Source organism: Alphaproteobacteria bacterium (assembly GCA_030740435.1).
In the GTDB taxonomy this organism is placed as follows: Bacteria; Pseudomonadota; Alphaproteobacteria; order UBA2966; family UBA2966.
Genome location: JASLXG010000008.1, coordinates 1 through 24,475 on the forward strand (window position 1 = coordinate 1; position 24,475 = coordinate 24,475).

General features: G+C 68.5%; 24 protein-coding genes and 1 riboswitch. Of the genes, 8 read left to right on the forward strand and 16 right to left on the reverse strand.

The features are described 5' to 3' along the window. Window positions 1-180: 180 nt before the first annotated feature. Window positions 181-714 carry a bifunctional adenosylcobinamide kinase/adenosylcobinamide-phosphate guanylyltransferase gene (cobU, locus tag QGG75_01000; protein MDP6065823.1) on the reverse strand — a complete coding sequence of 178 codons (534 nt, stop codon included), beginning with the start codon at window positions 712-714 and terminating at the stop codon, window positions 181-183. 73 nt (window positions 715-787) lie between these two features. Continuing rightward, window positions 788-1,000, forward strand: a riboswitch (cobalamin riboswitch). Between the two features lie 123 nt (window positions 1,001-1,123). Between cobU and QGG75_01005 the strand changes: the two genes are divergently transcribed. From QGG75_01005 to QGG75_01015, 3 genes are read left to right on the forward strand one after another with little or no spacing between them, the layout of a single operon-like run. Next, a complete protein-coding gene (locus tag QGG75_01005) occupies window positions 1,124-1,309 on the forward strand; it encodes a CbtB domain-containing protein (protein MDP6065824.1) in 186 nt (61 codons plus the stop codon). Between the two features lie 2 nt (window positions 1,310-1,311). Continuing rightward, complete coding sequence (locus tag QGG75_01010) at window positions 1,312-2,022, forward strand: CbtA family protein (protein MDP6065825.1); 711 nt, start codon at window positions 1,312-1,314, stop codon at window positions 2,020-2,022. Window positions 2,023-2,049: 27 nt separating this feature from the next. Next, a complete protein-coding gene (locus tag QGG75_01015; protein MDP6065826.1) occupies window positions 2,050-2,268 on the forward strand; it encodes a hypothetical protein in 219 nt (72 codons plus the stop codon). Here QGG75_01015 and QGG75_01020 read toward each other — a convergent pair. Both QGG75_01020 and cobA read right to left on the reverse strand, forming a co-directional pair. Next, the gene (locus QGG75_01020) at window positions 2,251-3,582 is read right to left on the reverse strand and encodes a cobyrinate a,c-diamide synthase (protein ID MDP6065827.1); all 1,332 of its coding nucleotides are present in this window, start codon (window positions 3,580-3,582) and stop codon (window positions 2,251-2,253) included. The genes QGG75_01015 and QGG75_01020 overlap by 18 nt on opposite strands. Further along, window positions 3,569-4,408, reverse strand: a complete 840-nt coding sequence (gene cobA, locus QGG75_01025) for a uroporphyrinogen-III C-methyltransferase (protein MDP6065828.1) — start codon at window positions 4,406-4,408, stop codon at window positions 3,569-3,571. The genes QGG75_01020 and cobA overlap by 14 nt, the downstream gene beginning before the upstream one ends. A gap of 406 nt (window positions 4,409-4,814) precedes the next feature. Between cobA and QGG75_01030 the strand changes: the two genes are divergently transcribed. The 4 genes from QGG75_01030 (at window position 4,815) to QGG75_01045 (ending at window position 8,884) form a co-directional block, all read left to right on the forward strand. After that, window positions 4,815-5,897, forward strand: coding sequence for a cobalt-precorrin-5B (C(1))-methyltransferase (locus QGG75_01030; GenBank protein MDP6065829.1), 1,083 nt, complete (start codon window positions 4,815-4,817; stop codon window positions 5,895-5,897). A 143-nt stretch (window positions 5,898-6,040) separates the two neighbouring features. Then, window positions 6,041-6,778 carry a cobalt-precorrin-6A reductase gene (locus QGG75_01035; protein ID MDP6065830.1) on the forward strand — a complete coding sequence of 246 codons (738 nt, stop codon included), beginning with the start codon at window positions 6,041-6,043 and terminating at the stop codon, window positions 6,776-6,778. Between the two features lie 40 nt (window positions 6,779-6,818). Continuing rightward, window positions 6,819-8,099 carry an ArgE/DapE family deacylase gene (locus QGG75_01040; protein ID MDP6065831.1) on the forward strand — a complete coding sequence of 427 codons (1,281 nt, stop codon included), beginning with the start codon at window positions 6,819-6,821 and terminating at the stop codon, window positions 8,097-8,099. An 11-nt stretch (window positions 8,100-8,110) separates the two neighbouring features. Continuing rightward, complete coding sequence (locus QGG75_01045) at window positions 8,111-8,884, forward strand: enoyl-CoA hydratase/isomerase family protein (GenBank protein ID MDP6065832.1); 774 nt, start codon at window positions 8,111-8,113, stop codon at window positions 8,882-8,884. Window positions 8,885-8,887: 3 nt separating this feature from the next. Here QGG75_01045 and QGG75_01050 read toward each other — a convergent pair whose 3' ends face one another. The 10 genes from QGG75_01050 to QGG75_01095 all read right to left on the reverse strand — a co-directional run bounded on the left by QGG75_01050 (window position 8,888) and on the right by QGG75_01095 (window position 17,432). Further along, entirely contained in the window at window positions 8,888-9,325 is a 438-nt protein-coding gene (locus QGG75_01050) for a MaoC family dehydratase (GenBank protein MDP6065833.1), read from the reverse strand. 10 nt (window positions 9,326-9,335) lie between these two features. Next, window positions 9,336-9,470 carry a hypothetical protein gene (locus QGG75_01055; protein MDP6065834.1) on the reverse strand — a complete coding sequence of 45 codons (135 nt, stop codon included), beginning with the start codon at window positions 9,468-9,470 and terminating at the stop codon, window positions 9,336-9,338. A 23-nt stretch (window positions 9,471-9,493) separates the two neighbouring features. Further along, window positions 9,494-9,889: a hypothetical protein gene (locus tag QGG75_01060; protein MDP6065835.1), complete on the reverse strand. Its 396-nt coding sequence runs from the start codon at window positions 9,887-9,889 to the stop codon at window positions 9,494-9,496. A gap of 70 nt (window positions 9,890-9,959) precedes the next feature. Then, window positions 9,960-10,898, reverse strand: coding sequence for an AEC family transporter (locus tag QGG75_01065; protein MDP6065836.1), 939 nt, complete (start codon window positions 10,896-10,898; stop codon window positions 9,960-9,962). A 21-nt stretch (window positions 10,899-10,919) separates the two neighbouring features. Beyond that, window positions 10,920-11,681: a precorrin-4 C(11)-methyltransferase gene (gene cobM / locus QGG75_01070; protein ID MDP6065837.1), complete on the reverse strand. Its 762-nt coding sequence runs from the start codon at window positions 11,679-11,681 to the stop codon at window positions 10,920-10,922. Between the two features lie 118 nt (window positions 11,682-11,799). Beyond that, window positions 11,800-13,563, reverse strand: a complete 1,764-nt coding sequence (gene cobJ / locus QGG75_01075; GenBank protein MDP6065838.1) for a precorrin-3B C(17)-methyltransferase — start codon at window positions 13,561-13,563, stop codon at window positions 11,800-11,802. Next, a complete protein-coding gene (gene cobI / locus QGG75_01080) occupies window positions 13,560-14,279 on the reverse strand; it encodes a precorrin-2 C(20)-methyltransferase (GenBank protein ID MDP6065839.1) in 720 nt (239 codons plus the stop codon). The genes cobJ and cobI overlap by 4 nt, the downstream gene beginning before the upstream one ends. Further along, window positions 14,276-15,532 (reverse strand): precorrin-6y C5,15-methyltransferase (decarboxylating) subunit CbiE, encoded by a 1,257-nt coding sequence (cbiE, locus tag QGG75_01085; GenBank protein MDP6065840.1) that lies wholly within the window; start codon window positions 15,530-15,532, stop codon window positions 14,276-14,278. The genes cobI and cbiE overlap by 4 nt, the downstream gene beginning before the upstream one ends. A 267-nt stretch (window positions 15,533-15,799) precedes the next feature. Continuing rightward, a complete protein-coding gene (locus QGG75_01090) occupies window positions 15,800-16,420 on the reverse strand; it encodes a precorrin-8X methylmutase (GenBank protein MDP6065841.1) in 621 nt (206 codons plus the stop codon). A 7-nt stretch (window positions 16,421-16,427) separates the two neighbouring features. After that, window positions 16,428-17,432: a sirohydrochlorin chelatase gene (locus QGG75_01095; protein MDP6065842.1), complete on the reverse strand. Its 1,005-nt coding sequence runs from the start codon at window positions 17,430-17,432 to the stop codon at window positions 16,428-16,430. Window positions 17,433-17,532: 100 nt separating this feature from the next. Between QGG75_01095 and cbiB the strand changes: the two genes are divergently transcribed. Further along, window positions 17,533-18,492, forward strand: a complete 960-nt coding sequence (gene cbiB / locus QGG75_01100; GenBank protein ID MDP6065843.1) for an adenosylcobinamide-phosphate synthase CbiB — start codon at window positions 17,533-17,535, stop codon at window positions 18,490-18,492. Window positions 18,493-18,643: 151 nt separating this feature from the next. Here the strand turns inward: cbiB and QGG75_01105 are convergent, their stop codons facing one another. From QGG75_01105 to cobN, 3 genes are read right to left on the reverse strand one after another with little or no spacing between them, the layout of a single operon-like run. Further along, complete coding sequence (locus tag QGG75_01105) at window positions 18,644-20,092, reverse strand: cobyric acid synthase (GenBank protein ID MDP6065844.1); 1,449 nt, start codon at window positions 20,090-20,092, stop codon at window positions 18,644-18,646. Window positions 20,093-20,106: 14 nt separating this feature from the next. Continuing rightward, window positions 20,107-20,727: a cob(I)yrinic acid a,c-diamide adenosyltransferase gene (cobO, locus tag QGG75_01110; protein ID MDP6065845.1), complete on the reverse strand. Its 621-nt coding sequence runs from the start codon at window positions 20,725-20,727 to the stop codon at window positions 20,107-20,109. Continuing rightward, window positions 20,727-24,473 (reverse strand): cobaltochelatase subunit CobN, encoded by a 3,747-nt coding sequence (gene cobN, locus QGG75_01115; protein ID MDP6065846.1) that lies wholly within the window; start codon window positions 24,471-24,473, stop codon window positions 20,727-20,729. Before cobN ends, cobO begins: the two co-directional genes overlap by 1 nt. Window positions 24,474-24,475: the final 2 nt, after the last annotated feature.

The following is a 24,475-nucleotide window of genomic DNA, read 5'->3' on the forward strand; positions in this document are numbered from 1 at the left end:
TCAACGAAACGTCCAATCCGGCATAGTACTTCATGGCTGCTCTCCTTAACGCTTCTTGTGGCTGGAACATCCAGACCACGTTCCAAAAGCTCGGAGAGTAGCCACCCTCAGCGCCGATTACCCCATCTCTGTGGTTAATCCGCATTCTTTTTCCCAGGCGAATCCCTCAAAAGGAATCCGCTACTTGAGGATCTGCGCCAAGCCCGCGGTCACCAGCACCACGCGGTCGGCCACCCGGGCCACCTCTTGATGAAGCCTGCCGGCATCGTCACGGAAGCGGCGCGCCAGGGGGTTCTCCGGCACGATGCCCTGGCCGACCTCGTTGGAAACCAAAACGATAGGGCCGGCGCAGCGGCCGAGGGCGGCGATCAGGGCCGCCGCCTCGGCCTCGATATCTCGTTCGGCCAACGTGATATTGCTTAGCCAGAGCGTCAGGCAGTCGACCAGCACGGCGCGGCCCCCCTGGGCCTCACGCACCAGCGCCGCCGCCAGTTCCAGGGGCTCCTCGACCGTCATCCAGGCCTCGCCGCGACGTTCCCGGTGGTGGCGAATGCGGGCCTGCATCTCGGCGTCGCCCGCCTCGGCCGTGGCCAGGTAGATCCGCGTCCCTGACCAGTCCGCCAACAATCCCTCGGCATAACGGCTCTTGCCCGAACGGGCGCCGCCGAGCACCAGGGTGAGGGGCGGAAGACTGTTTGTGGTGGGCTCGGTCATGGTTTCCTGTCGGCGGTTCGGGAGGCGTTACCCTGTCTAATATATCTCATTGACAGGGTACGCCAGCTATGGCCCTATTTGGCCAAGCGACGGTTCCCATAAGCGGGATGAAAAGGGAACCCGGTGCGGCGACAGGGCCAAAACCGGGGCTGCCCCCGCAACTGTGAACGGTTCGCCTGCGACGAAGAGACGGCCACTGGGATGGCGCTCGAAAATCAACCCGGGAAGGCCTGCCGCAGGCGCCAAACCGTGAGCCAGGAGACCTGCCGTTGCCGTGTAGGACCGACTGCGTCGGACGGGGCGTTCCGGCGGTTCAGGATCGCACTCCTGTGACTGCTGAGAAGACCGGCACCGAGGCTCGACGGTGCATGAGATCGATTGGTTTGAAACAAAGAAACAGGAGTTCGTCATGGCAGTTCAGCTTACTTCCACGGCAAAGGCCGCCCCGACGGCCGGCATCGGCGTCAGGACCTCGGCACTCGCGGCCCTGGTTTTCGGCCTGATCATGCTTTACGGCGTGGGCTTCGCGCAGCCACAGGCCATTCATGACGCGACTCACGATTCGCGCCACGCCACGGCCTTTCCCTGCCACTGAATTTGGCGATATTCCGGGCCATCGTCTTTGCCGCCGCTCTTGGCGGCCTGGTGGCGGGTGTCTTCCTCACCGGGATTCAGAGCTTCAAGGTACTGCCGCTGATCTCGCAGGCCGAGGTCTTCGAGACAGCAGGCAGCAGTCACGGTCACGGCGACAATTCCGGCCACAGCCACGACAAGGAAAGCCAGGCTGAGCCTGGCGTGCCGTCACTGCAATTCAAGCGCCTCGGCCTGACGCTGTTTGCCAACGTGCTCACCGGCATCGCCTTTGCGCTCATGCTGACTGCCGGCCTGGCCCTCAAGGGTGGCGAAGACGTACGAGAAGGATACCTATGGGGACTGGCGGGCTTTGCCACCTTCAGCCTGGCTCCGGCCTTGGGCCTGCCGCCCGAGCTGCCGGGCTCGGCCTACACCGACCTGGAGGCACGCCAGATCTGGTGGGCCGCCACGGCACTGGCCACGGCCGTCGGCATCGGGCTTATGGTGTGGGTGTCCGGGTTGGCGCTCAAGGTGCTCGGCGCCGTGATCATTGTCGCCCCCCACGTCGTCGGCGCGCCGCACCCGGAAAGCTTCGAAGCAGGCAACCTGCCGGCCGAATTGGCGGCGGCTTTCGTTTCCGCCACCCTGGTCGCCAATTTGCTCTTTTGGCTGGTCATCGGCGGCGTCTCGGCCCACGCCTACAAGCGCCTGGCGCCCACCGAGCCAGCCCAATAATCTAATCGAAATGGAGTGAGAGGAAAAATGCCCAAACTTAGCCGCACGCTTATCGCCACCGCGTTCACATTCCTCGCCGCCGCCCCGGCCCTGGCCCACGGCCAGAGTCCCTCGGCCGGCTTCGCCGAAGCGCACGCCCACCCGCACGGTATGGAATGGCTCGTCGGCCTGGCCGCGGTAGCAGCCATCGCCGCGCTCTTTGGTACCGGCCGACGTTGGGCGCGGAGCTCAGCCCGCCGCGATTAGGTGGACGAACGATCCCGCCACCCGGCCCTGACGGCGGCCCAGCGACCCTAGATCGCGGCCCGAGGCGTCGCGGGCGCTGAACAAAGCCGCCTCGCCCTGCTCCTTAAGTATCGTGGCGTAGTGGAACTCGTGGCCGCGGAAGCGGCTGCCGGCGGGCCCCAAAACACCGTCCGCGACGGTTTCGACATCACGGTAGCCGAGATGCAAGCGGCGCTCGGCAAAGCTGCTTTCCAGCGGCAACAGCCCGGCCATGGCGTGGCGCTGGCCGGCCGCGTCGACCAGGCCCTGGCCCAGCACCATATAGCCGCCGCATTCGCCGAAAATGGCGGCCGTTTGGGCGGCCCGGCGCAGGCCATCGAGGAATTTCCCGTTGCCGGCCAGGCGGCCGGCATGCAGCTCGGGATAGCCGCCCGGCAGGTATATGGCATCGGCGGCGGCGTCGGGCGCTTCGTCGGCGAGCGGCGAAAAGGGCACGATCTCGGCTCCCTGGCGGCGCCAATCGGCGAGGACATGGGGATAGCAAAAGGAAAACGCCAGGTCCGAAGCCAGCGCAATGCGCCCGCCCAGCACCGGCATGCCACTCGGTGGCAAGGCGCTGGCGCCCTGTTCGCTAAGCACCGGCTGACGGGCCAGGGCGCCGAGCGCGTCTACATCGAGGTGCTGGCGCATGGCAGCCGCCGCGGCGGCCAGGAAATCCTCCAGTGCCGGGATTTCGGCGGCCTGGACCAGGCCGAGATGGCGGTCCGGCAGCGCCAGTTCGGCACGGCGTGGCAGATAGCCGGCGATGGTCACGCCAAGCGGCTCGCAGGCCCGGCGCAAGGTCTCAATGTGGCCCGGGCCGCCGACCCGGTTGAAGATGACGGCGGCCAGGTCGAGATCGGAGCGGTAGGCGGCAAAGCCATGCACCAGGGCCGCAGCGCTGCCGGCTTGGGCCGCCACGTCGACCACCAGCACCACCGGCAGGCCCAGTTGGGCTGCCAAATCCGCGGTCGAGCCCGAGCCGTCGGAAGCGCCGTCGAAAAGCCCCATGACGCCCTCGCCGATGACCAACTCGGCGCCCTCGGCGGCCAGACCCAGGCCGGCCGCCATGGCGCCCGGCGTCATGGCCCAGGGATCGATGGTCTGGCAGGGCCGGGCGCTGGCGGCGGCGTGAAAGGCCGGGTCGATATAGTCGGGCCCGACCTTGAATGAGGAAACCTTGACGCCCCGGTCGTGCAAGGCCCGCAACAGCCCCAACGTCACCGTCGTCTTGCCGCTGCCCGAGGCGGGCGCGGCGATGATCAGGCCGGGAACGAGGCCTTCAGGCCGTGTCACTTCGGCTCTTCAAACCCAGCGGGTCGGCCTCGAGCACGCGGCCGCCCAGCGCCCCCAGCCAGTCGAGGCCGGCGCGCAAGCGGACCACCTGGCCGATGATCACGATGGCCGGCGGCTCCAGGCCGCTGGCCTCCAGGTCGGCCAGACAGCCGCCCAGCGTGGTTTCGACCACAACCTGCTCCGCCATCGTGGCCTTGGCGATCACCGCCACCGGCTCGTCGGACGCGCGGCCGCCGGCCATCAGGTTTTCGCTGATAGTGCCGAGATGCTTGATCGCCATATAGAGCACGATCACCGGCGAGGCCTTGGCCAGGGCCTGCCAGTCGATGCCATCGGGCACTTCGCCGGTCGAGGCATGGCCGGTGAGGAAGGTGACCACGGAATTCACGTCGCGGTGGGTGACGGGAATGCCGGCATAGGCGGCGCCGCCGACGCCGGCCGAGATGCCGGGCACGATGCGGAAAGGAATTCCGGCCTCGACCAGGGCCAGGGCCTCTTCGCCGCCGCGGCCGAAAACCAGCGGGTCGCCGCCCTTCAGCCTGAGCACGCGCTTGCCTTCACGCGCAAGTTGGACCAAGCGACGCGAAATATCGGGCTGGCGCGGCGAGGGCCGGCCGCCGCGCTTGCCGGCATATTCGAGCTCGGCGCCGTCGCGCGCCAGGGCCAGGATGTCGGGGCCCACCAGGGCGTCGTAGACCACCACGTCGGCGGCCCTGAGCGCGTGATAGCCCAGCAGCGTACAAAGCCCGGGCTCGCCCGGCCCGGCGCCCACCAGCCAGACCCAGCCCGGCGCGAATTCCGGCAACTCGAAAGGAAACTCCGTCATGGCCCGGTTTTACACGCAGCTCCACGGGTAGGCCAGAGTGGATCTCATGGGATGAGCTCCACTCTGGGTTTTTGTCGCTCACGGCGGCAGAGCTGCGCTCCGCAGCCTCCGCGGAGGCGCCGCAGGAGCGGCGGGTCGCGTTGCTCCCGTTGGCTTTTTGTCGCTCACGGCGGCGGACCTAAAGGTCCGCTGCCTGCGCGGGCGCGCCGCAGTCGCGGCGGGTCGCGGTCGCTCTCGTTGCAATAAATGAACAAGCAGCAAAAAACCACGCTGTGGGATCGGCGCTATGCCGGCCCCCTTTGGGGGACGGAGGCCAAGGGCGCGGATGCGCCCGCCCGGTGAGGGCCCAGCAAAAAGCGGCCTCGAGCGATTCGCTTCGAACGTGAATCGCTCTAATAATGGGGCCATGAACGAGAAGCCCGAGGGACCCCTGCGACGGGGCTGGACCACCGGCGCCTGCGCCACCGCGGCCACCCGGGCGGCCTTCACGGCGCTGCTGGGCGGCGGCTTTCCCGATCCCGTGACCATCACGCTGCCCGGCGGCCAACGGCCGGCCTTTGCCCTGGCCCGCGAGGTCCTGGAATCCGAAAGCGCCAGCGCTGGCATCATCAAGGACGCCGGCGACGATCCCGACGTCACCCATGGGGCACTGGTGCTGGCCACGCTGAGGCGCGGCCCCGCCGCCAGCGGCATCGTTTTCCGGGCCGGGCCGGGCGTCGGCACGGTAACCCGGCCGGGCCTGGCGCTGGCCGTCGGCGAGCCGGCCATAAACCCGGTGCCGCGCCGCATGATGCGCGAGACGGTAGCCGAAATCGCGGCTGAGCACGGCGTGCCAGCCGACGTCGAGATCTCGCTTTCGATTGCCGACGGCGAGGCCCTGGCGAACCGCACCTTGAACGGCCGCCTGGGCATTGTGGGCGGGCTCTCGGTGCTGGGCACCAGCGGCATCGTCATCCCCTATTCATGCGCCGCCTGGATCGCCAGCATCCGCCAGGGCGTGGACGTGGCCCGGGCCGGCAGCTTCGATCATGTCGCCGCCAGTACGGGCACGACCTCCGAGGCCGCGGTCAAGGCGCACTACGGCCTCGACGAGGCAGCGCTGATCGAGATGGGCGATTTCGCCGGCGGCCTGCTCAAGTACCTGCGGCGAAACCCGGTGCCGCTTCTCACCATCGCCGGCGGCTTCGGCAAGCTGGTCAAGCTGGGCCAGGGAGATCTCGATCTTCATTCCGGCCGCAGCCAGGTCGATTTCGAGTGGCTGGCCGGGGGGCTGGCCGAACTCGGCGCCGGGGCCGATGCGGTGGCCCGCGCGCGCTCGGCCAACACCGCCGCCGAGGTACTGGAGATGGCGCGGGGTCAAGATCTGCCCCTAGGCGATTGGGTGGCGGCACGGGCCGGCGAGACGGCGCGGCAAACGGCCGGCGACGCCGTTGCCATCGAAATCCTGGTCTACGACCGGGCCGGGGAACCGGTAGGTCGCGATGGCTAGCAATAGACCTGCCAAAAAGTGGTCCCTGGCCAAAAAGTGGTCCCTGGCCCCACTTATTTTGCCGAAAAGCGCCACTATCCGCCGTTTTTCGCCGAAGAGGAACCCACAAGAAAGGGTCCCTGTCCCCAGTTTTCCGGTGAGAGATGCGAGCTAGGATTCTAATTCTCGGCGGTACCGCCGAGGCCCGCGAGTTGGCCACGCTGGCTGATGCGGCGGGGCTCGACGTGGTCACGTCTTTTGCCGGCCGGATGCCCGCGCCACGCCGGCCGCCGGGTGAGGTGCGCGTTGGCGGCTTTGGCGGTGCCGAGGGACTGATGGCGTATCTCGACAGCCAGCAGATATCCGCCCTGGTCGACGCCACCCATCCCTATGCCGTGCAGATCTCGGCCCAGGCTGCGGCGGCCTGCGACCGCCTCGATCTCGCGCGCCTGATGCTGCGGCGCCCGCCCTGGACGGCCGAGCCCGGCGACCGCTGGATCGAGGTGGCGGACGACGCCGAGGCGGCGGCGGCGCTGCCCGGCCTGGCCAAGCGTGTGCTGCTGACCGTGGGCCGGCGGGCGCTTGGCGCCTATGCAGGCCTCGACGGCATCAGGTTTTTCGTACGCCTGGTCAGCCCGCCCGGCGATTTGCCCCTCGACTGCCAGGTCATTACCGGCCGCGGCCCCTTCAGTCTCGAGGACGAACGCGCGCTGCTGACTGATCACGCCATCGACGGCCTGGTCAGCCGCCAGAGCGGCGGCCCGGCGACCTACGGCAAGATCGCCGCCGCCCGCGAACGAGCAATTCCGGTGGTCATGATCCGCCGCCCCCCCTTGGTGGCGGGCGAAACCGTCGAGACCCCCGCGACAGCGCTCGACTGGCTCAAGCTTGCCGCTGCCTGAAGCGCGCGCTACCGTTCTTTTTTTCTTGTCGGAGATTCCCATGCCGTCCAGCGACCTCGCGTCCAAGATCATGAATGCCGTCGACGAGGGCTTCGACGACCAGGTCGCCTTCACCGCCGAGTTGGTCAAATACCCCTCGCTGCGCGGCCAGGAACACACTGCCCAGGACTTCATGGCCCGGGAGATGCGCGGCCGCGGCCTCAGCGTCGACCGCTGGCAGGTGCGCATCGAGGACATCCAGCACCTGCCCGGATTCTCTCCGGTGCACGTTTCCTACGACAACGCCTTCAACGTGGTCGGTGCCCACCGGCCGGACAATCCAAGCGGGCGCTCGCTGATCCTCAATGGCCATATCGACGTGGTGCCGGTGGGGCCGCTCGACATGTGGGATACGCCGCCGTTCGATGCGCGTATCGAGGACGGCTGGATGTACGGCCGCGGCGCGGGCGACATGAAGGCCGGGCTGGGCGAGATGCTGTTCGCCATGGATGCCCTCAAGCGCATCGGCCAGGTGCCGGCGGCCGACGTCTTCCTGCAGTCGGTGATCGAGGAGGAATGCACCGGCAACGGCGCACTGGCGTGCCTGCAACGCGGCTACCGGGCCGAGGCGACGCTGATCCCCGAGCCCATGGGGGACTCGCTGGTGGGCGCCCAGATCGGCGTGCTCTGGTTCCAGGTCAAGCTGCGCGGCCGCCCCGTCCACGTGCTGGAGGCGGGCTCGGGCGCCAACGCCATCGAGGCGGCGTTCCCGCTGATGCAGGCCTTGCACGGTCTCGAGGAACGCTGGAACGGGGACGACCGGCGCCACGCCGCCTATGCTGACGTGCACCACCCCATCAACCTCAACATCGGCCGCATCGAGGGCGGCGACTGGCCCTCCAGCGTGCCGGCCTGGTGCATCTTCGACGTGCGCATCGCTACCTATCCGGAACAGGACCTCTCCGAGGCCCGGCGCGAGATCGAAGACACCATCCGGGCGGCGGCGCAAAAAGACTCGTTCCTGGCCAATTCGCCGCCCGAAATCGTCTACCACGGCTTCTTCGCCGAGGGCTACGAGCTGGCCAACGCCGACGCCGCCAAGGCCGTGCTGGCCGCCGCGCACGAAGCGGTCAACGGCAAGCCCCTGCAAAAGGTGCCGACGACAGCCACCACCGACGCCCGCTTCTTCGGCCTCTACGCCGACACGCCGGGCCTGGTCTACGGGCCGCGGTCGGAAAACATCCACGGCTTCAACGAACGCGTGGAGCTCGAATCGGTGCGCCGCAACACACAGACCATGGCGCTGTTCATCGCCGAGTGGTGCGGGCTGCAAGCGGTTTAGGGCACGCTGGCATGGATTTCGAGTTCATCGACTTCAGCGTCCAAGACGCCGTCGGCTGGTTCCGCTACAACCGCCCACCCGTCAACGCCGTGCACTGGCCCATGCTGCGCGAGTTGCCAGGGGCGCTCAGCGCCGTCCTGGGAGACCCATCCGTGCGCGTGCTGGTGCTGGCCAGTGCGCTTAAGAAATACTTCGCCGTCGGCGCCGACCTCGAAGTCTTCCGCGGCATCGACGAGGCCGGCATGACGGAGTGGGTCGACCGCAGCCTGGAAATCATGCACCTCCTGCAACAGAGCGAAAAACCGGTACTGGCCGCCATCAACGGCACCGCCGTGGGCGGCGGCTTCGAGGTGGCGTTTCACTGCGATCTGCGCTTTTGCGCTGACAACGCGAAGCTCGGCCACCCCGAGATCGACATCGGCTTCATCCCCCCCATCGCCACGACGCAAAGCCTGGCCCGCCTGCTGGGGCGGCCCGCCGCAATTAAGTATCTTTTCGACGGCCGGATCCTGACGGCCCAGGAGGGTCTGGAGATCGGCCTGGTCGACGTGCTCTGCCCGGCCGAACGCTTGCGCAGCGAGGTCCAAACCTACGCCGCCGGCCTGGCCCGCAAGCCGGCCCAGGCTCTGGCCGCCATCCGCAAAACCATAACGCTGGGCGGCGGCATGACGCTGGCGGACGGCACCGCATACGCCCGCCAGGCCGCCATCGCGCTATCGCAGACCGCGGATTTCCAGGAAGGCGTGGTGGCGTTTCTGGAGAAGCGCGAGGCGGAGTGGGAATAACCCCTAATCCGGCACCGTAACCTGGGCCTGGCCCACCGCAACGGTGGCGCCCTGGGTGTTGAAAGCCGTCAAGCCGACGACCACGAAGCTCTGGCCTGGCGCCCGGGGGTGGAGCTCGATCACCGTGCCTTCGCAGCGCAGCGTCTGGCCGACCTCGACAGGGCGGGTGAGCTTGGCCTCGATGGAATTTACGAAGGCGCCGCCGTGCTGCCAGGCGCGCAGGATGACCGAGGTCATGAGCGTCATGGTGAACATGCCGTGGCCCACGGTTTTTGGTGTGCCGAAGACTTGCGCTTCCTTGCACCATTCGACGTCGGTGTGTACCGGGTTGTAGTCGAGATGCGCCACGGCACAGAGGTCGATTGTGTCCTGGCTAACGGCGTGCTCCACCGTCGGCAGGGGGTCGTTGATGCGGATGTCGGAAAAGTGCAGCTCGCTCATTGCCCCCTCCCTACTGGGCCGCGAAGCGCGCCAGTTCAGCGCGGCTTGGCGGCAGGATCAGGGTGGCGTACCAGACGGATTTCAGCGTGCCTTCCTGGTTGTGGTAGTCGTAGCGGTCTTGCAGATAGTACTTGTTGCGGCGCACCCACTTGTCCTGGCAGGTGATGGTCAGCGTGATCTCATCGCCGACCCGGAAAGGTTCATGGAAAATGAGCTTCTGGCCCGGATTGCGGGCACCCGGTGAGCGCAGCCAGTTGCCTGGGCCCTTTTCGATGCAATAGAAGGCGATCTGCACCGCGAACAGGGGATGGGCGATGACTTGGTCGAGGCCGGGGCGGCCCGGGCGGCTTGGGGATCGACGAACAGGGGATCGTCCTCCAGCGCCGAGAAGTTGTAGGAAAGAATATCCTGTTCCTTGACCACGAAGGTCTGCTTGGCGGTGGCGACGCGGCCCACCTCGATCTCGTCCCAGACCTCGTAGGTTTCTGTCTCGAGCCTGAAGTCGGTCTCGAAGCCGCGCTGCTTTTCCGTCGTCATGAAGCCGTCGAGGCGTTCTATGCCCATGGAATTCCTCTTCCGTTGCCCCCCGACGAAGCAATACTAGAGCATTTCAAGTTTTGCTGGAATCGCCCCGCTACCTGACTTCGAGACCGTGCAGCACTAAAGCCACCGTCAGCACGGACACCGCGGTCGAGATCACGATGGCGGTGGCAGCGGGCGCGGTCCCGGCGTCGTAGCGCTGGGCAAAAAGGTAGACGTTGACGCCGATGGGCATGGCCGCCATAAGCACGGCGACGTCGCGCCACATGGGCTCCAAGGCGAAGACGTAGGTTCCCAGCAGGTAAACGGCGAGCGGGTGGAGCGCGAGCTTGAGCGTGACCGTCGCCGTGGACTCGGCCAGCGCGCCCGTGATGCGGTAGACGGCCAGAGAGGCCCCCATGCTGAACAGCGCGCACGGAATAGCCGCCTTCCCCAGCATTCCCGCTATGCCATCGACGACCGCCGGAAGCGGCAACCCCGACAGGTTCCAAAGGACGCCCGCCACCAAGCCGATGAGGATGGGATTGGCGACGAGGCCGCGGACGACGTTCCCGGGGATGTCCGACAACTGATCGCGGTTGCCGCGCGCGCCCTCGACCAGGGCTGTGACCACGGCTATCAGCTGCCAGGAATGAAAAGAGATGATGAGGAACGCCGGCAGCATACCGGCCTCGCCATAGGTCATCAGCACCAGGGGAGCGCCGAGCATCACCGTATTGCCGAAGGCCGCGCCCATGCCGGCGACCGAGGCCTCGTCGAAATGGCGGCGAAAGCCCTGGCGACTGATCACCATACCCAGCCCCCAAACCAGATATCCACCGCCGAAATAGGCAATCAAGAACCCCCAATCGATGGGATCGGGCATGGCCCGGGTGGCCATGGCCCGGAACAGCATGGCCGGGATGGCGAAGTTGAAGACGAAGGCCACGAGCCCCTCGGCGCCGGCCTTCGAGAGCCAGCCCAGGCGCGCCGCGGCGTAGCCGATGGCCACGACGCCGAAGACCGGTACGATGATATCGAGAAGGATCTGCATGGCCTTCAGCGAAAGCCCTGGCTAGTCCCGTCCCGTGCGCAACAGGTGGCGGTGGTCGGGGCTGTAGAGCGCCGAATCGGCGAAACCCTCGGCGGCCAGCACCGGGCCAACCAGAATCAATGCCGTGCGGGTGATCTTCTCGGCCCGCACCTTGGCGCGGATGTCGGCCAGCGTGCCACGGACGATCCGCTCGTCCGGCCAACTGGCACGATAGACCACCGCGACCGGGCAATCTTCGCCGTAATGAGGCACGAGGTCGGCGCAGACGGCTTTGAGGTTTCGCACGCTCAAATGGATCGCCAGGGTGGCACCGCTCTGGCCCAGCGTCGCCAGGCTTTCGCGGTTGGGCATGGCCGAGGATTTCATGGCCGTGCGCGTCAGCACCACGGTCTGGCTGACGCCCGGCAGCGTCAGCTCGCGGCCCAGGCTGGCCGCCGCCGCAGCGTAGGCCGGCACGCCGGGTGTGACGTCGTAGTCGATGCCCAGCGCGGCCAGCCTGCGCATCTGCTCGCCGATGGCACCGTAGAGCGAGGGATCGCCGGAATGGACGCGGGCGACGTCGTGGCCGGCGGCCTCGGCCGCCTGCATCTCGGCGATGATTTCGTCGAGGTTCAGCGGCGCCGTATCGACCACCCGGGCGCCGGCCGGGGCGTAGGCCACCACGGCCTCGGGCACCAGCGAGCCGGCGTAGAGACAGACCGGCGAGCCGGCGATCAGGTTTCGGCCGCGCACCGTTATCAGGTCGGGATCGCCGGGGCCGGCACCGATGAAGTGGACGGTCATGGGCGTACCCCCCTCCCCATCCCTCCCCCACAAGGGGGGAGGGGGTTCGAGGGAGCGCGCGGTTCTGCCCCCTCCCCCTTGATGGGGGAGGGTTGGGGTGGGGGTGACCAACGGCGCCTCACGACCCGCCCTTTCCCGCATACCCCCGAGGCGTATAGACCCGGGGCCCGCTGGGGCCGTCGAAGGCGCGGGTTTCACTCGAGCCGACGATGACGATCGAGAGCATGTCGATGCTGGCGGGATCGAGCTCGGCCAGCGTGGTGACGCTGAGCGCCTCGTCGTCGCGGCCCAGGTTGCGCCCGATCATCACCGGCGTTGCGGCCGGCCGGTGAGCGGCCAGAATCTCGCGAGCCCGGGCCAGTTGCGTGGTACGGCGGCGCGACACGGGATTATAGAAGGCCACGACGAAGTCGCCCTCGGCGGCGGCCTTGATGCGTTTTTCGATGGCCTCCCAGGGCGTCAGCAAATCCGAGAGCGAGATGGCGCAAAAATCGTGGCCCAGCGGCGCCCCGGCCCGGGCCGCCGCCGCCTGCATGGCCGAGACGCCGGGGCTGACGTTGACCTCGAGGCCGCGCCAGTCGGGCCGATCGCAGCCATCGATGAGCTCGAAGACCAGCGTCGCCATGGCGTAGATGCCGGCGTCGCCCGACGACACCAGCGCCACCCGGCGGCCCTCGGCCGCCAGGTCCAAGGCTTTTCGCACCCGAGTTTCCTCCTCGCCCAGGGGGAAATCGTGGCGTACCTGGTGCGGCGCCGGACCCACCAGGTCGAGATAGAGCGAATAGCCCACCAGGTCGCTGGCCTCGCGCAACAGCCGGCTAGCCTCGGGCGTGCGCCAGGCCTGACTGCCGGGGCCGATGCCGACCACCGCCAGGCTGCCCCGCGATCCTGCCTCGATGACCACGGGCGACCGCGCCACGGCGCAGGTGGCACGGTCCGATTTCCGCTTGGCCACGACGAGCTCGGCCGCGGGCCCGGCGGCGGCCAGGGCCGCACCCTCGGCCACGCCGTGGCAGCCGACCTCGGCGAACACCACGTCGGAAGGGTTGGCGAGGCGCGGCGTTTCCTGTTCCAGGCGGGCGGCGCTGAAGAAATCGGGTGCCAGATCGAAGCGGGCGGCGGCGGCATGCACGGCCGCTTCATCGGCCTTGAGATCGAGCGAATAGATTCCGGCGACGGCCGCCGGCGCCAGACCTTCGGCCGCCAAGGTTGCTTCGACCAGAGCTACCAGTTCCGCGGGTTCGGTGCCGCGTTCGCAACCGACGCCGATGGCCAAAGAGGCCGGGTGGTAGACCAGGATGGTGGCGCCGCCGGGCTCGTCATCTACGGAAATCCGGATCACCAGTTCGCCATCGGCGCTCAACGGCAGCTCGGATTCCTGGAGCCAGGGGCAGTCGCCCTCGAGCCGCACCCTCGCCCCGGCCAACAGCGCTGCCACGAAGGCCTTGGCATCGTGCGGGTTGGCCAGCGTCCAGCCGGCCGGCGGATCGTCGAGCGCCAGGCCGAAGGCAAGATCTCCGGCCGTCGTCACCGCGGCATGGCCACCGACGGTGGCGGCGATGCGGCGCGAGAGTGCGTTGCCGCCCTGATGGCCGCCGATCAGCGGCACCACGGAAGAGCCGTCCTCGGCCACGGCAATGACCGGCGGCTCATAGCGCTTGTCAGCCAGCGCGGGAGCCAGACAGCGCAGCAGTATCCCGGCGGCGCAGACGCCGACGATGGTCTCACCGGCAGCGAAGAGCTGGCGCAGGTGATCCGTCGTTTGGCTGAAGCTGTGCCCGGCATCGACCCGGCCGGCCAGGCCGTGCAGCTCGCCGCCCAGGGCGTCGACGATCTTCTGCCCGGTGGCCAGGCCGCTGGGCTCGAGCACGATGACGATCATGTCCAGGCCTCGCCTGTCCAGGCCTCGCCGCGCTTGTGTACCAGGATGAGGGAAAAGTACGGCACCTCGGCGGGGTCGAGGTCGCCGAGCGCGACGGAGCGTTCGTCGGGCAGCGTGGCGCGTTCGATGTAGCGCGCCTTGTCCGCCAGGCCGAGGTCTTCGAGCACGCCGCGTATCTTTTCCAGGTGCTTGCCGACTTTCAGGATGGCCACGGCATCTGCGGCCTCGATGCGGGCGCGCAGCTCATCGGCCGGCAAGGGCCCGGGCAGCACCGTCAGCACGTCGTTGCGCGAGGTCAGCGGCAAGCCGAGGCGGGCGGAGCCGGCGGAAAGCGAGGAAACGCCCGGCACGATCTCGACCTTGTGGTCCTCGACCAGGCGGCCGAAGAGATACATGAACGAGCCATAGAAGAAGGCATCGCCCTCACACAGCACGGCCACGTCGCGGCCGGCCCCGAGGTGGCCGGCGATCACGCCGGCCGCCCGGTCGTAGATCTCCTGGGCGGGATAGCGCGCCGCCACCATGGGCATGCGGATGGCGATTTCCTGCTGCCCGCCCGGCAGGTGGGGAGCGGCGATGTCGCGGGCAAAACTCGAGCCCGTCTCGGGCGCCGGGTAGGCGATCACCGGCACGGCCCGCAGGATGGCGTGGGCCTTCAATGTAATGAGATCGGGGTCACCAGGGCCGATGCCCAGGCCGTAAAGCGTGCCGCTCATGATTTTACCACGGCGTACTGGATGACGGGCCGCAAGGGCCGCCAGGCGGTGAGGCGGCCCATGGGCTCGGCGCGTTCGATGGCCAGCCGCACGAGATCGCCGCCGTGGCGCTGCCGCCAGGCCATCAGCGCCCGTTCGCCTTCCAGCGAGACCACGTTGGCGACCAGCCGGCCGCCGGCCGGGAGGGCCCGCCAGCAGGCCTGGAAGAGGCCTTTATGGCTGGCGCCGCCGCCGATGAAGACGGCATCGGGTTTGGCCAGACCGGCCAGCGCTTGCGGCGCCATGCCGGCGACGATTTGCAGCTCGGGGACGCCCAGGTTGCGGGCGTTGCGTTCGATCGCGGCCAGACGGCCAGGATGCGATTCGATGGCCACGGCGCGGCTGTTGGCGGCGGCGCGCAGCCACTCGATGGCGATGGCGCCCGAACCGGCACCGACGTCCCAGAGCAACTGGCCCGGGATGGGCATGAGTGCGGCCAGGGTGGCGGCCCGCACCTGGCGCTTGGTGAGCAGGCCGTCGTGCTCGAAGGCGTTGTCGGGGAGGCCCGGCGCGCGCGATTGGATTTGCGCCTTGGCGCCGGCCCGGCATTCGACGGCGATGGTGTTGAGCTCGGCCACCCGGCGCGCCCGCCAGGTGCTGGCCAGGCCCTCGCGGCGGCGCTCATTGGGGCCGCCCATGTGCTCGAAGACGACCAGGCGGCTGGGGCCAAAGCCCTGGCGGCGCAGCAGCCCCGCCACCTGGCCCGGCGTTGCTCCGTCGGCACTGAGGATGAGAAGGCGCGCACCAGGCTGAATGTAGGGCACCAGGCGCTCCAGCGGCCGGCCGTGCAGCGTGATGGTCTCGACCCGGGCGCGGTCCCAACCGAGCCTGGCCGAGGCCAGCGTGAAGGCCGAATGGTGCGGCACCACGACGACGCCCTTTGTGCCGATCTGGCGCACGATGCGGTTGGCGATGCCGTAGCAAAGCGGATCGCCGCTGGCCAAGATGCAGACCCGGCGGTGGCGCCGCGCCAGCAGGATCTCGACCGTTTCTTCCAGCGGGCTGCCCCAGCTCAGGCGCTCGCGGCCGTCGTCCTCGAGCTTGGCCAGATGGCGCTCGCCGCCCACCAGCACCTCGGCCGCCGCGATGTGGGCCAGTGCCTCGTCGTTCAGGCCCTCGAGCCCGTCCTCGCCGATGCCGACGATGCTCAGCCAGGGATCGGATTTCCTACGTGCCACGTTGGGTCCCTCGGGCTTCGCCTGCGGCTGGGGCATTGCCTTTTTGCCAATCCACCAAGGCAGGCGCGGGTCTCGTTGTCGACGTTCTGCCTCTGTCTGGCGCCAATCGGGCTTCCAAGCGGCCGTTTGAATTAACCACAGAGGCACAGAGGCACAGAGATTTTCCGGGGAGAGATCCGAATCTCTCTCTGTGCCTCTGTGCCTCTGTGGTCATCTCTCCATACTCCCGGAAACCCAGCTCTCGCAGACCTTTACCTGTCCTGGCCGCGGCCGCTCGGGCATTGTTCGGAAAACCCATAATCCCTAGTCTCCCGCCAAGGCATTTACCGCCGCCGCCGCCATGGCGCTGCCGCCGCGGCGGCCAAGGAGCGTCAGGTATGGCACGCCGTGGTCGCCTTGGGCCAGGGCCTGCTTGGATTCCCGGGCGCCGACGAAGCCCACCGGAAAGCCCACTATGGCGGCCGGCCGGGGGGCCCCGTCGGCCAGCACTTCGAGCAGGCGAAAAAGCGCCGTGGGCGCATTGCCGATGGCCACCACGGCGCCTTGCAGATGAGGCCGCCAAAGTTCGACGGCGGCGGCCGAGCGGGTGGTGCGGGCGGCCTCGGCGAGATCCGGCACCTCCGGTTCGTTAAGGGTGCAAATTACCTCGTTGGCGGCCAGGCGGTTCTTGATCAGGCCGGCAGCCAGCATGCGGCAGTCGACGATCACCGGCGCGCCCCCGGCCAAAGCGGCACCAGCCGCAGCCGCCACCTCGGGGGCATAGGCTAGGTCCGCCACCACATCGGGCATGCCCGAGGCATGGACGATGCGCACCGCCACGGGCACCAGCCCGGCCGGCAGGCCGTCGAGCTCTGCCTCGGCCCGCACCTGGGCGAAGGAGCGGCGGTAGATCTCGGCCGGATCGCGGAGGTAGTCCACAGTCATCAACCCATCATCCGCCGGTCTTCAGCTTTTCCATGCTGCGCGGCCCCAGCGGGTGTTCGGCGTGGGGGTACGGGTGGTGGCCATGGTCGTGGTCGTGGTCGTGGCCATGCCCATGATCGTGGCCGCCATCGGCGTCGGTACCGATGCCCTCGACGTGGTGGTGGTGGCTTTCCTGGGCCAGGCCGACCTGGTCCTCGAAGCCCAGCACCTGGTCGCGGTACTTGCAGAGCTGGCAGTTCATCAGGTTGCCGCCATTGATGATCTCGTTGACCCGTTCGGCAAAGCAGTCGAGCACCAGGGGATGGTCGTTGAGGTACTGGGCCTCGATGAACTCGATCCCGGGGTGGCGGGCGGCGACGATACGAGTGTGTTCGTAGATGCGCTTGACCAGCACGCCGATGAAGAGGAAATAGGGAAAGACCACGACGCGGCGATAGCCCAGCCGGGCGACGTGTTCGAGCCCCGGCTCGACCAGGGGAAAGGTGACCCCCGAATAGACCGTCTCGGCCCAGCCCAGACCCAGGCCTTCCCAAAGCAGGCGCGTCACCTTGGAGACGTTGGAGTTGGCGTCGGGGTCGGAGGCTCCCCTGCCCACCACCACCAGCAAGGTTTCGGCCCGTGGCACGGCATCGCCGGCCGCCTCGAGCGCCTCCTCCACCCGCGCCCCGGCGGCCCGGATGAGTTTGGGCTCGATGCCCAGCTCGCGGCCGTATTCGATCTTGAGCTCGGGATATTCGGCGCCATAGGTGTTGAGCACCGAGGGGATGTCGTTCTTGGCGTGGCCGGCGGCGAAGAGCATGCCGGGAACCGCCAGGATGTGGTTGTTGCCGTCTTGGCGCAGCCGGTCGAGGCCGTCGCGGATTACCGGCCGGGCGAACTCCAAAAAGCCCGAATCGACGTCGTAGTGCGGCAGGCGTTCGGAGATGCCGCGCGCCACCGCCTGGAATTCCGTTACCGCCTGGTGATCGCGGCTGCCGTGGCCGCACACCATCACACCTGTTTTGTCGTTCATGCTCGCTTGATCCCTCGTATTGTCACGCGTTGACGCCGGCGCCGGGCGCCGTCATGGTCCGCTCATGTTGACCCATTGGCTTGGCGAATTTGCCGGCGGCGTGAATCTGCTGGCCATCGCCGTAATTGCCTTCGGTATCGATTTTTTCGTCGGTGACCCGCCCTGGCTCTATCGCCGGATAGCTCATCCCGTGGCGCTGCTGGGGGGGCTCATCGGTTGGCTGGAAAGCGCCCTCAACCGGCCCCACGGAAGCCCGGCGGCGCGGCGCCGGCGGGGCCTGGCAACGACGCTCGGAGTGGTGGCGCTGGCCTTCGCCCTGGGCTGGCTGCTCAGCGACATCTTGCGCGGCGTGCGCGGCGGCTGGGCCGTCGAGGCCGTGCTGGCCAGCACGCTGCTGGCCTACAAGGGGCTGGCCGATGCGGTGCGCGCCGTGGCCGAGGGCCTTGAACAGGGCCTGGTCGCGGGCCGCCAGGCGGTGGCCCACATCGTGGGCCGCGATCCCCAATCGCTGGACGCCGCTGGGGTGGCCCGGGCGGCCATCGAAACGGCGGCCGAAAACCTCGGCGACGGTGTCGTGGCGCCGCTCTTTTGGTACCTCATGCTGGGGCTGCCTGGCCTGGCCGCCTACAAGGCCATCAACACCCTCGACAGCATGATCGGCCACCGCGACAAGCGCTTCGAGGACTTCGGCGCCTTTGCCGCCCGCCTCGACGACGCCGCCAACTATTTTCCCGCCCGCCTCAGCGGCGGTCTTCTGGTGCTGGCCGCGGCCCTCACACCCTCGGCCGACGCCGGCACCGCCGCCACGGTCATGCGGCGCGACGCCGGACGCCACCGTTCGCCCAACGCCGGCTGGCCCGAAGCCGCCATGGCGGGAGCGCTGGGGCTCAAGCTGGCGGGCCCCAGAAACTACCAGGAGGGCACCGTCGACGACGCCTGGCTGGGTGAGGGCCAGGCCCAGGCCACGGCCCTCGACGTGCGCCGGGCCCTGGCGGTCTACCGGCGCGCCGGCGCCGTGTTGGCGCTGGGGATGGCGTTCGTTCTGCTGCTGGGGGTTTGAACTGGCGAACGCCGCCGCCCGAACACCAAAAAAAACACCCCCTCCCTGCCCTCCCCCATCAAGGGGGAGGGGAAAAACAGGAACCGACAGCCGACCCCCTCCCCCCTTTGTGGGGGAGGGTTGGGGTGGGGGGGCGACGGCAGACACTGCGCTAGCGGCCACGGGCCACCTCCAAGATTCTTTCCGTGGCGGCGTGGGCGGCCACGTGGTCGGCCAAATCGTCGAGCACCGTTTCAACCTCGTCATCGAAGGCCATGGCACCCACCTGACGGCCGGCGAGCCGGCCCAGGAAGGCGGCGCGAAAGCCGTCGGCGGCGAAGAGGGCGTGGAGATAGCAGCCAAGCACGCGCCCGTCCAGCGACACCGCTCCCTCGCCGTCTCCGTCAATCACCACCATGGGACGCTCGAGCGCCGGGCCGGCCGAGCGCCCGAGGTGCATGCGAAAGCCCTGCACGGCCTGGCCGCTGGTCTGCTCGACGCCCGTCACCTCGACCAGGGCCTTGTCGCCGCCTAGCACGGTGGCGAAATCCAACAGCCCCAGCCCAGGGGTTTCGCCGGCCGGCCCCTCGATGCCATCGGGATCGCACACTTTGGTCCCCAGCATCTGAAAACCGCCGCAGATGCCCAGCACCGTGCCGCCGCGGCGCAGGTGGGCCCGGATATCCACGTCCCAGCCCTGGTGGCGCAGGAATTCGAGGTCGCCCCGCGTCGACTTCGAGCCGGGCAGGATGACCAACTGGCAATCGCCGGGAATGGCCTGGCCGGCCCGCACCATCTCGAGTCCCACCTCGGGCATGGCGATCAGGGGATCGAGATCGTCGAAGTTGGCGATGCGCGAGAGCTGCGGCACGGCGATGCGGATGGGCCGGTCTTCGCTGGCCCGGTAGCCTTCGAGGGCCACGGCGTCCTCGGCCGGCAGACGGTGGGCGGCCGGGAAGTAGGGCACGACGCCCAGGCTTTCGAGCCCGGTGCGCTGGCCGATGATGTCGATGCCGTCATCGAACAAACTGAGATCGCCGCGGAATTTGTTGACCAGATAGCCGCCCAGGCGGCCCCGTTCGCTCTTGCTCAGCAACGCCTGGGTGCCGACGATCTGGGCGATGACGCCGCCGCGGTCGATGTCGCCGACCAGCACCACGGGCACGTCGGCAGCCTCGGCAAAGCCCATGTTGGCGATGTCGCCGGCGCGCAAGTTCACTTCCGCCGGACTGCCGGCGCCTTCGATGACGACCAGGTCGGCACCCCGGCCCAAACGCTCGAAGCTCTCCAGGACCTTGCCCAGCAACTCGGGCTTCAACGCCTGGTAATCGCGGGCCGCAGCGCGCCGCCACATTTTCCCTTGCACCACCACCTGGGCGCCGGTTTCGCTCTCGGGCTTGAGCAAGACCGGGTTCATGTCGCTGGCCGGCGCCACGCCGGCGGCCCGGGCCTGTAGCGCCTGGGCCCGGCCGATCTCGCCGCCATCGGCCGTGACGGCGGCATTGTTCGACATGTTCTGCGGCTTGAAGGGCCGCACGCTGAGCCCCTGGCGGGCATAGATGCGACAGAGCGCCGCCGCCAGCAGCGACTTGCCGACGTCCGAGCCCGTGCCCTGGAGCATGATGGCCGGCGTGGTCAAAATTCGATGCCCCGCTGGGCCTTGACCCCGGAACGGAAGGGATGCTTGACCTGGGTCATCTCGGTCACCAGGTCGGCCGCCTCGATCAGTTTCTCCTTGGCATTGCGGCCGGTGACGACGACGTGCAGGTCGGCGGGACGGGCCTCGAGGAATTCCACCACCTCGTCCAGGGGCAGCGTGTCGTAGCGCAGCACGATGTTGAGCTCGTCCAGGATCACCATGTCGTAGGCCGGATCATCGCCGCGGCAGGCCTCGATCATTTCCTTGGAAGCCTGCCAAGCGGCCTCGGCGGCGCGCATGTCGCGTTCGCGGTCCTGGGTCTCCCAGGTAAAGCCCTCGCCCATGGTGCGAATCGTGACCTGTTCGGGGAAGGCCTCCAGCACCAGCCGTTCGCCGGTCTCCCACTTGCCCTTGACGTACTGCACCACGCCCACCTTCATGCCGTTGCCGACGGCCCGGGCGGCGAGGCCAAAGGCCGCCGTCGATTTGCCCTTGCCCTTGCCGGTGTGGACGATCAACAGGCCCTTTTCGATGGTCTTGGTGGCCAGCATCTTGTCCCGCGCCGCCTTCTTGTTGCGGGCCTTTTCATTGGCCCGGGCAAAATCCTGCTCAGCCATCAGACATCCTCCAGAACAAGCCCTGCCACCTCGGCCAGCCGCGCCGCGGCCGAGTTGGAACGCGGCTTCCAAAGCCCACGGTCCTGCGCCTCGATCAGCCGCTCGGCCATTTCACGGGCGGCGGCGGGATTCGAATCCAGCAAAAACTCCCGCACCTCGTCATCCTCCAGGTAGGCCTCGAAGACGGCATCGAAATGGTGGTCGGCGACGGCCCGGGCGGTGGCCGCGAAGGCGAACATGTAGTCCACCGTGGCGGCCATCTCGAAGGCCCCCTTGTAGCCGTGCCGCATGGCACCGGCGATCCATTTGGGATTGACCACGCGGGCTCGAACGACGCGGCCGATTTCTTCTTCCAGCGTGCGGATACGCGGCGTTTCGGGACGCGCGTGGTCGGGATGGTAGACCGCCGGCTGGGCCCCGCTGGCGTGGCGCACGGCGGCGGTCAGGCCGCCCTCGAACTGGTAATAGTCGTCGGAATCGAGAAGATCGTGTTCGCGGTTGTCCTGGTTCTGCACCACCACTTCGACCTGGCGTAAGCGGGATTCAAAAAGACCATGCTCGGCCACGCCCTGCGAGCCGGCGCCGTAGGCATAGCCGCCCCAGGCGATGTAGGCACGGGCGAGATCGGCGTCGGTCTGCCAGCCGCGTTCGTCGATCAGCGCCTGCAGGCCGGCCCCATAGGCCCCGGGCTTGGAGCCGAAGACGCGAAAGCCGGCGCGCCGCGCCGCGGCCTCGGCCGATAAACCTTGGGCCACGAATGCCGCGGCATCGCTGCGCACGCGCGCGGCCAGGGGGTTGAGCTCGGGCGGCTCGTCGAGCGCCGCCACGGCGGCCACGGCCGAATCGAAAAGTGCTATCTGTTCGGGAAAGGCATCGCGGAAAAAGCCCGAGACGCGCAGCACCACGTCGATGCGCGGCCGGTCGAAGCCGGCCGGCGGCAGCACCTCAAAGCCGGTGACGCGGCGCGAGCTGAGCTCCCACACCGGCTTGACGCCCAAGAGCGCCAGCGCCTGGGCGATGTCGTCGCCGCCGGTGCGCATGTTGGAGGTGCCCCAGGCGCTAATGGCCAGGGTTTGCGGCCATTCGCCGTGTTCCTGGCGGTGGCGCTCGAGCAACAACGTGGCCGACTTCCAGCCCAACTGCCAGGCCGCCGGGGTGGGCACGGTGCGGCAATCGACAGCGTAGAAATTGCGCCCGGTGGGCAGCACGTCGGGCCGACCCCGGGTCGGCGCACCGGAAGATCCGGGCTCGACGAAGCGGCCCTCGAGCCCCCGCAGCAGGCCGGCGATTTCGTCGGGTCCGCAAGCCCGCACGGCAGGTTTGATGTTTTGCTCGATGGTGTTCAGCACGGCCTGGCTCTGGGGCCAATCCACCGGGGCGCTGGTCGAGCCATCGACCAGCCGAACGGCCAACTCCTCCAGCCGCTCGACGGTGTCGCCGGCACTGCGCCAAGTGCCGCCATTGGCCAGCACTTCCGGTTTGGGCCCCTGCCAGGGCGCCGCCATGTCGCAATCGAGGGGATCGAAATCCGTGAGCCCGAGGTCGGCCGCCAGAGCCCGTATCAGCGAACGGTCACCACCCTCGCCGGCGGCCCGGGGCACCCGCACCAGGGCGACGAGCAGATCGTGCAAAAGCCGCCCCGACGGCGCCTCGCCGAAGATGTGCAGGCCGTCGCGGATCTGCATCTCCTTCAATTCGCACAGGTAACTGTCGAGCTTGCCCAGCGCCGCCGCGTCGCCGTCCTCGGCCGCGATGCCGCAGTCGCGGTCGAGGCCGATCTCACGGCTGAGCTCGAGGATCTGGCCGCCCAGCACCGCCAGGCGGCGGGGATCGACGCCCGAGGCTTCGTAGTATTCGTCGACCAGCAGCTCGAGCTCGGCCAGCGGCCCATAGCTTTCGGCCCGCGTCATGGGTGGCGTCAGGTGGTCGATGATGACGGCCTGGGCCCGGCGCTTGGCTTGCGTCCCCTCGCCGGGGTCGTTGACGATGAAGGGATAGAGGTGCGGCAGCGGCCCCAGTGCGGCCTCGGGAAAGCAGCCCTCGGAGAGGGCCACGGCCTTGCCGGGCAGCCATTCGAGATTACCGTGCTTGCCCATGTGGACCACGGCCTGGGCGGCGAAGTCGCGGCGCAGCCAGGCATAGAAGGCGAGATAACCGTGCGGCGGCACCAGATCGGGATCGTGGTAGCTGGACGCCGGGTCGATATTGTAGCCTCGCGCCGGCTGCAGGCCGATGACGACGTTGCCGAGTTGAAATGCGGCCAGCAGGAATTCCTCGCCCGCGACGAAGGGATCGGCTTCCGGCTTGCCCCAGCGTTCGCCGATCGCGTTTTGTACTGCCGCGGGCAAGCCGGCAAAGAATTCGCGGTAGTCGGCCAGGGCGTAGCGCATACCGCCCGCTCGCGCCGCCCGGTCGACCAGGTCGTTGGTCGGCCCCTCGGCCAGGCGCTCGATCAGGGCCTGGCCGTCGGCCGGCAGGTCGTCGACGCTGTAGCCCGCGGCGCGCATGGCCGCGAGCACGTTGAAGGCCGAGGCCGGGGTGTCGAGCCCGACGCCGTTCCCCAGCCGGCCGTCGCGGTTGGGATAGTTGGCCATGACCAGCGCAACACGGCGTTCCTCGACCGGTGTGCCTTGCAGGGCGGCCCAATTGGCCGCCAGTTCGGCAACGAAGCGAATGCGGTCCGGTACCGGCGCATAGCGCACCACCGAGGTCTCGGTGGCGGCGTCGTAGCGCGCCTCGGTCTTGAACGATACGGCGCGGCTGAGAATGCGGCCATCGACCTCCGGCAGCGCCACGTTCATGGCCAGGTCGCGGGCCGAGAGGCCGTTCTGGCCGGCCCGCCAGCCGGCCTCGTCGCCGCCCGAGAAGACCACCTGCAGCACCGGGCAAGCGGCCTCGTCGAAGGGCGTCCGGCGGCGCTCGGCGCCCGGCGTCGAGACGGCGAAGCCGGTGGCGTTGAGCACCACGGCCGGCTTGGCCTCGGCAAAGACCTGGGCCACGGTTTCGGCCGACAGCGGCTCCTTCAAACTGGCAACGTATAGCGGCAGCGGGTTGAGGCCGTTATCGCCAAGCGCCGCGATGAGCGCGTCGACCGGCGCCAGGTTGCCGGTCTGCAGCAGCGCCCGGTAGAAGACCAGCGGCGCCACCGGGGCGCCATTGGTCCACTGGGCCTTGACGTCATCGAGCGTCGGCTGGCGCCGGCCGGGCCAGTAAAGCCCGGCCCGCAGCAGCGGCACCGGTTCCAGCCAGCTGGCCTCATGGCCGATCAAGCTGGCGGCATAGGCTAGCGCGTTCTGAAAATTGGCCTCGCCGCCATGCACCAGATACTGCCACAAACGGTGCGCCGCCTCGGGCGCCAGCGTGCAAAGGCCGGCCAGTTCGGCGTCGGGCTGGTCGTCGCCGGGCAGCACCGCCAGCGCCACGCCGGCCCGCCGGCAGGCCTCCGAGATCTGCTCGATGCCATAGGGCCAATAGCCCCTGCCGCCCAGCAGCCGCACGATGACCAGCCGCGCCCGGGACACCACCTCGTCGACGTAGATATCGACCGAGAGGTTGTGGCCGAGCTGCATCAGGTTGGCGAGACGTAGCGTGGGGAAGTCCGGCCCCCGGCTACTTTGGGCCTGGGCCAGGCCGGCCAGTTCACTGTCGGCCGCCGACAGCACCACGATGTCGCCCGGCGTCTGGCCGAGATCGACGGCTTCCGAGCCATCGGAAATCTGCCCCGGCGTGACGGCCAGCAGATGCACGG

Bases quoted from the DNA above. Each gene is read 5' to 3' on its own strand.
- cobU (MDP6065823.1), bottom strand. From the start codon at position 714: ATGACCGAGCCCACCACAAACAGTCTTCCGCCCCTCACCCTGGTGCTC.
- QGG75_01005 (MDP6065824.1), top strand. From the start codon at position 1,124: ATGGCAGTTCAGCTTACTTCCACGGCAAAGGCCGCCCCGACGGCCGGC.
- QGG75_01015 (MDP6065826.1), top strand. From the start codon at position 2,050: ATGCCCAAACTTAGCCGCACGCTTATCGCCACCGCGTTCACATTCCTC.
- cobA (MDP6065828.1), bottom strand. From the start codon at position 4,408: ATGACGGAGTTTCCTTTCGAGTTGCCGGAATTCGCGCCGGGCTGGGTC.
- QGG75_01030 (MDP6065829.1), top strand. From the start codon at position 4,815: ATGAACGAGAAGCCCGAGGGACCCCTGCGACGGGGCTGGACCACCGGC.
- QGG75_01035 (MDP6065830.1), top strand. From the start codon at position 6,041: ATGCGAGCTAGGATTCTAATTCTCGGCGGTACCGCCGAGGCCCGCGAG.
- QGG75_01040 (MDP6065831.1), top strand. From the start codon at position 6,819: ATGCCGTCCAGCGACCTCGCGTCCAAGATCATGAATGCCGTCGACGAG.
- QGG75_01045 (MDP6065832.1), top strand. From the start codon at position 8,111: ATGGATTTCGAGTTCATCGACTTCAGCGTCCAAGACGCCGTCGGCTGG.
- QGG75_01050 (MDP6065833.1), bottom strand. From the start codon at position 9,325: ATGAGCGAGCTGCACTTTTCCGACATCCGCATCAACGACCCCCTGCCG.
- QGG75_01060 (MDP6065835.1), bottom strand. From the start codon at position 9,889: ATGGGCATAGAACGCCTCGACGGCTTCATGACGACGGAAAAGCAGCGC.
- QGG75_01065 (MDP6065836.1), bottom strand. From the start codon at position 10,898: ATGCAGATCCTTCTCGATATCATCGTACCGGTCTTCGGCGTCGTGGCC.
- cobM (MDP6065837.1), bottom strand. From the start codon at position 11,681: ATGACCGTCCACTTCATCGGTGCCGGCCCCGGCGATCCCGACCTGATA.
- cobJ (MDP6065838.1), bottom strand. From the start codon at position 13,563: ATGATCGTCATCGTGCTCGAGCCCAGCGGCCTGGCCACCGGGCAGAAG.
- cobI (MDP6065839.1), bottom strand. From the start codon at position 14,279: ATGAGCGGCACGCTTTACGGCCTGGGCATCGGCCCTGGTGACCCCGAT.
- cbiE (MDP6065840.1), bottom strand. From the start codon at position 15,532: ATGCCCCAGCCGCAGGCGAAGCCCGAGGGACCCAACGTGGCACGTAGG.
- QGG75_01090 (MDP6065841.1), bottom strand. From the start codon at position 16,420: ATGACTGTGGACTACCTCCGCGATCCGGCCGAGATCTACCGCCGCTCC.
- QGG75_01095 (MDP6065842.1), bottom strand. From the start codon at position 17,432: ATGAACGACAAAACAGGTGTGATGGTGTGCGGCCACGGCAGCCGCGAT.
- QGG75_01105 (MDP6065844.1), bottom strand. From the start codon at position 20,092: ATGCTCCAGGGCACGGGCTCGGACGTCGGCAAGTCGCTGCTGGCGGCG.
- cobO (MDP6065845.1), bottom strand. From the start codon at position 20,727: ATGGCTGAGCAGGATTTTGCCCGGGCCAATGAAAAGGCCCGCAACAAG.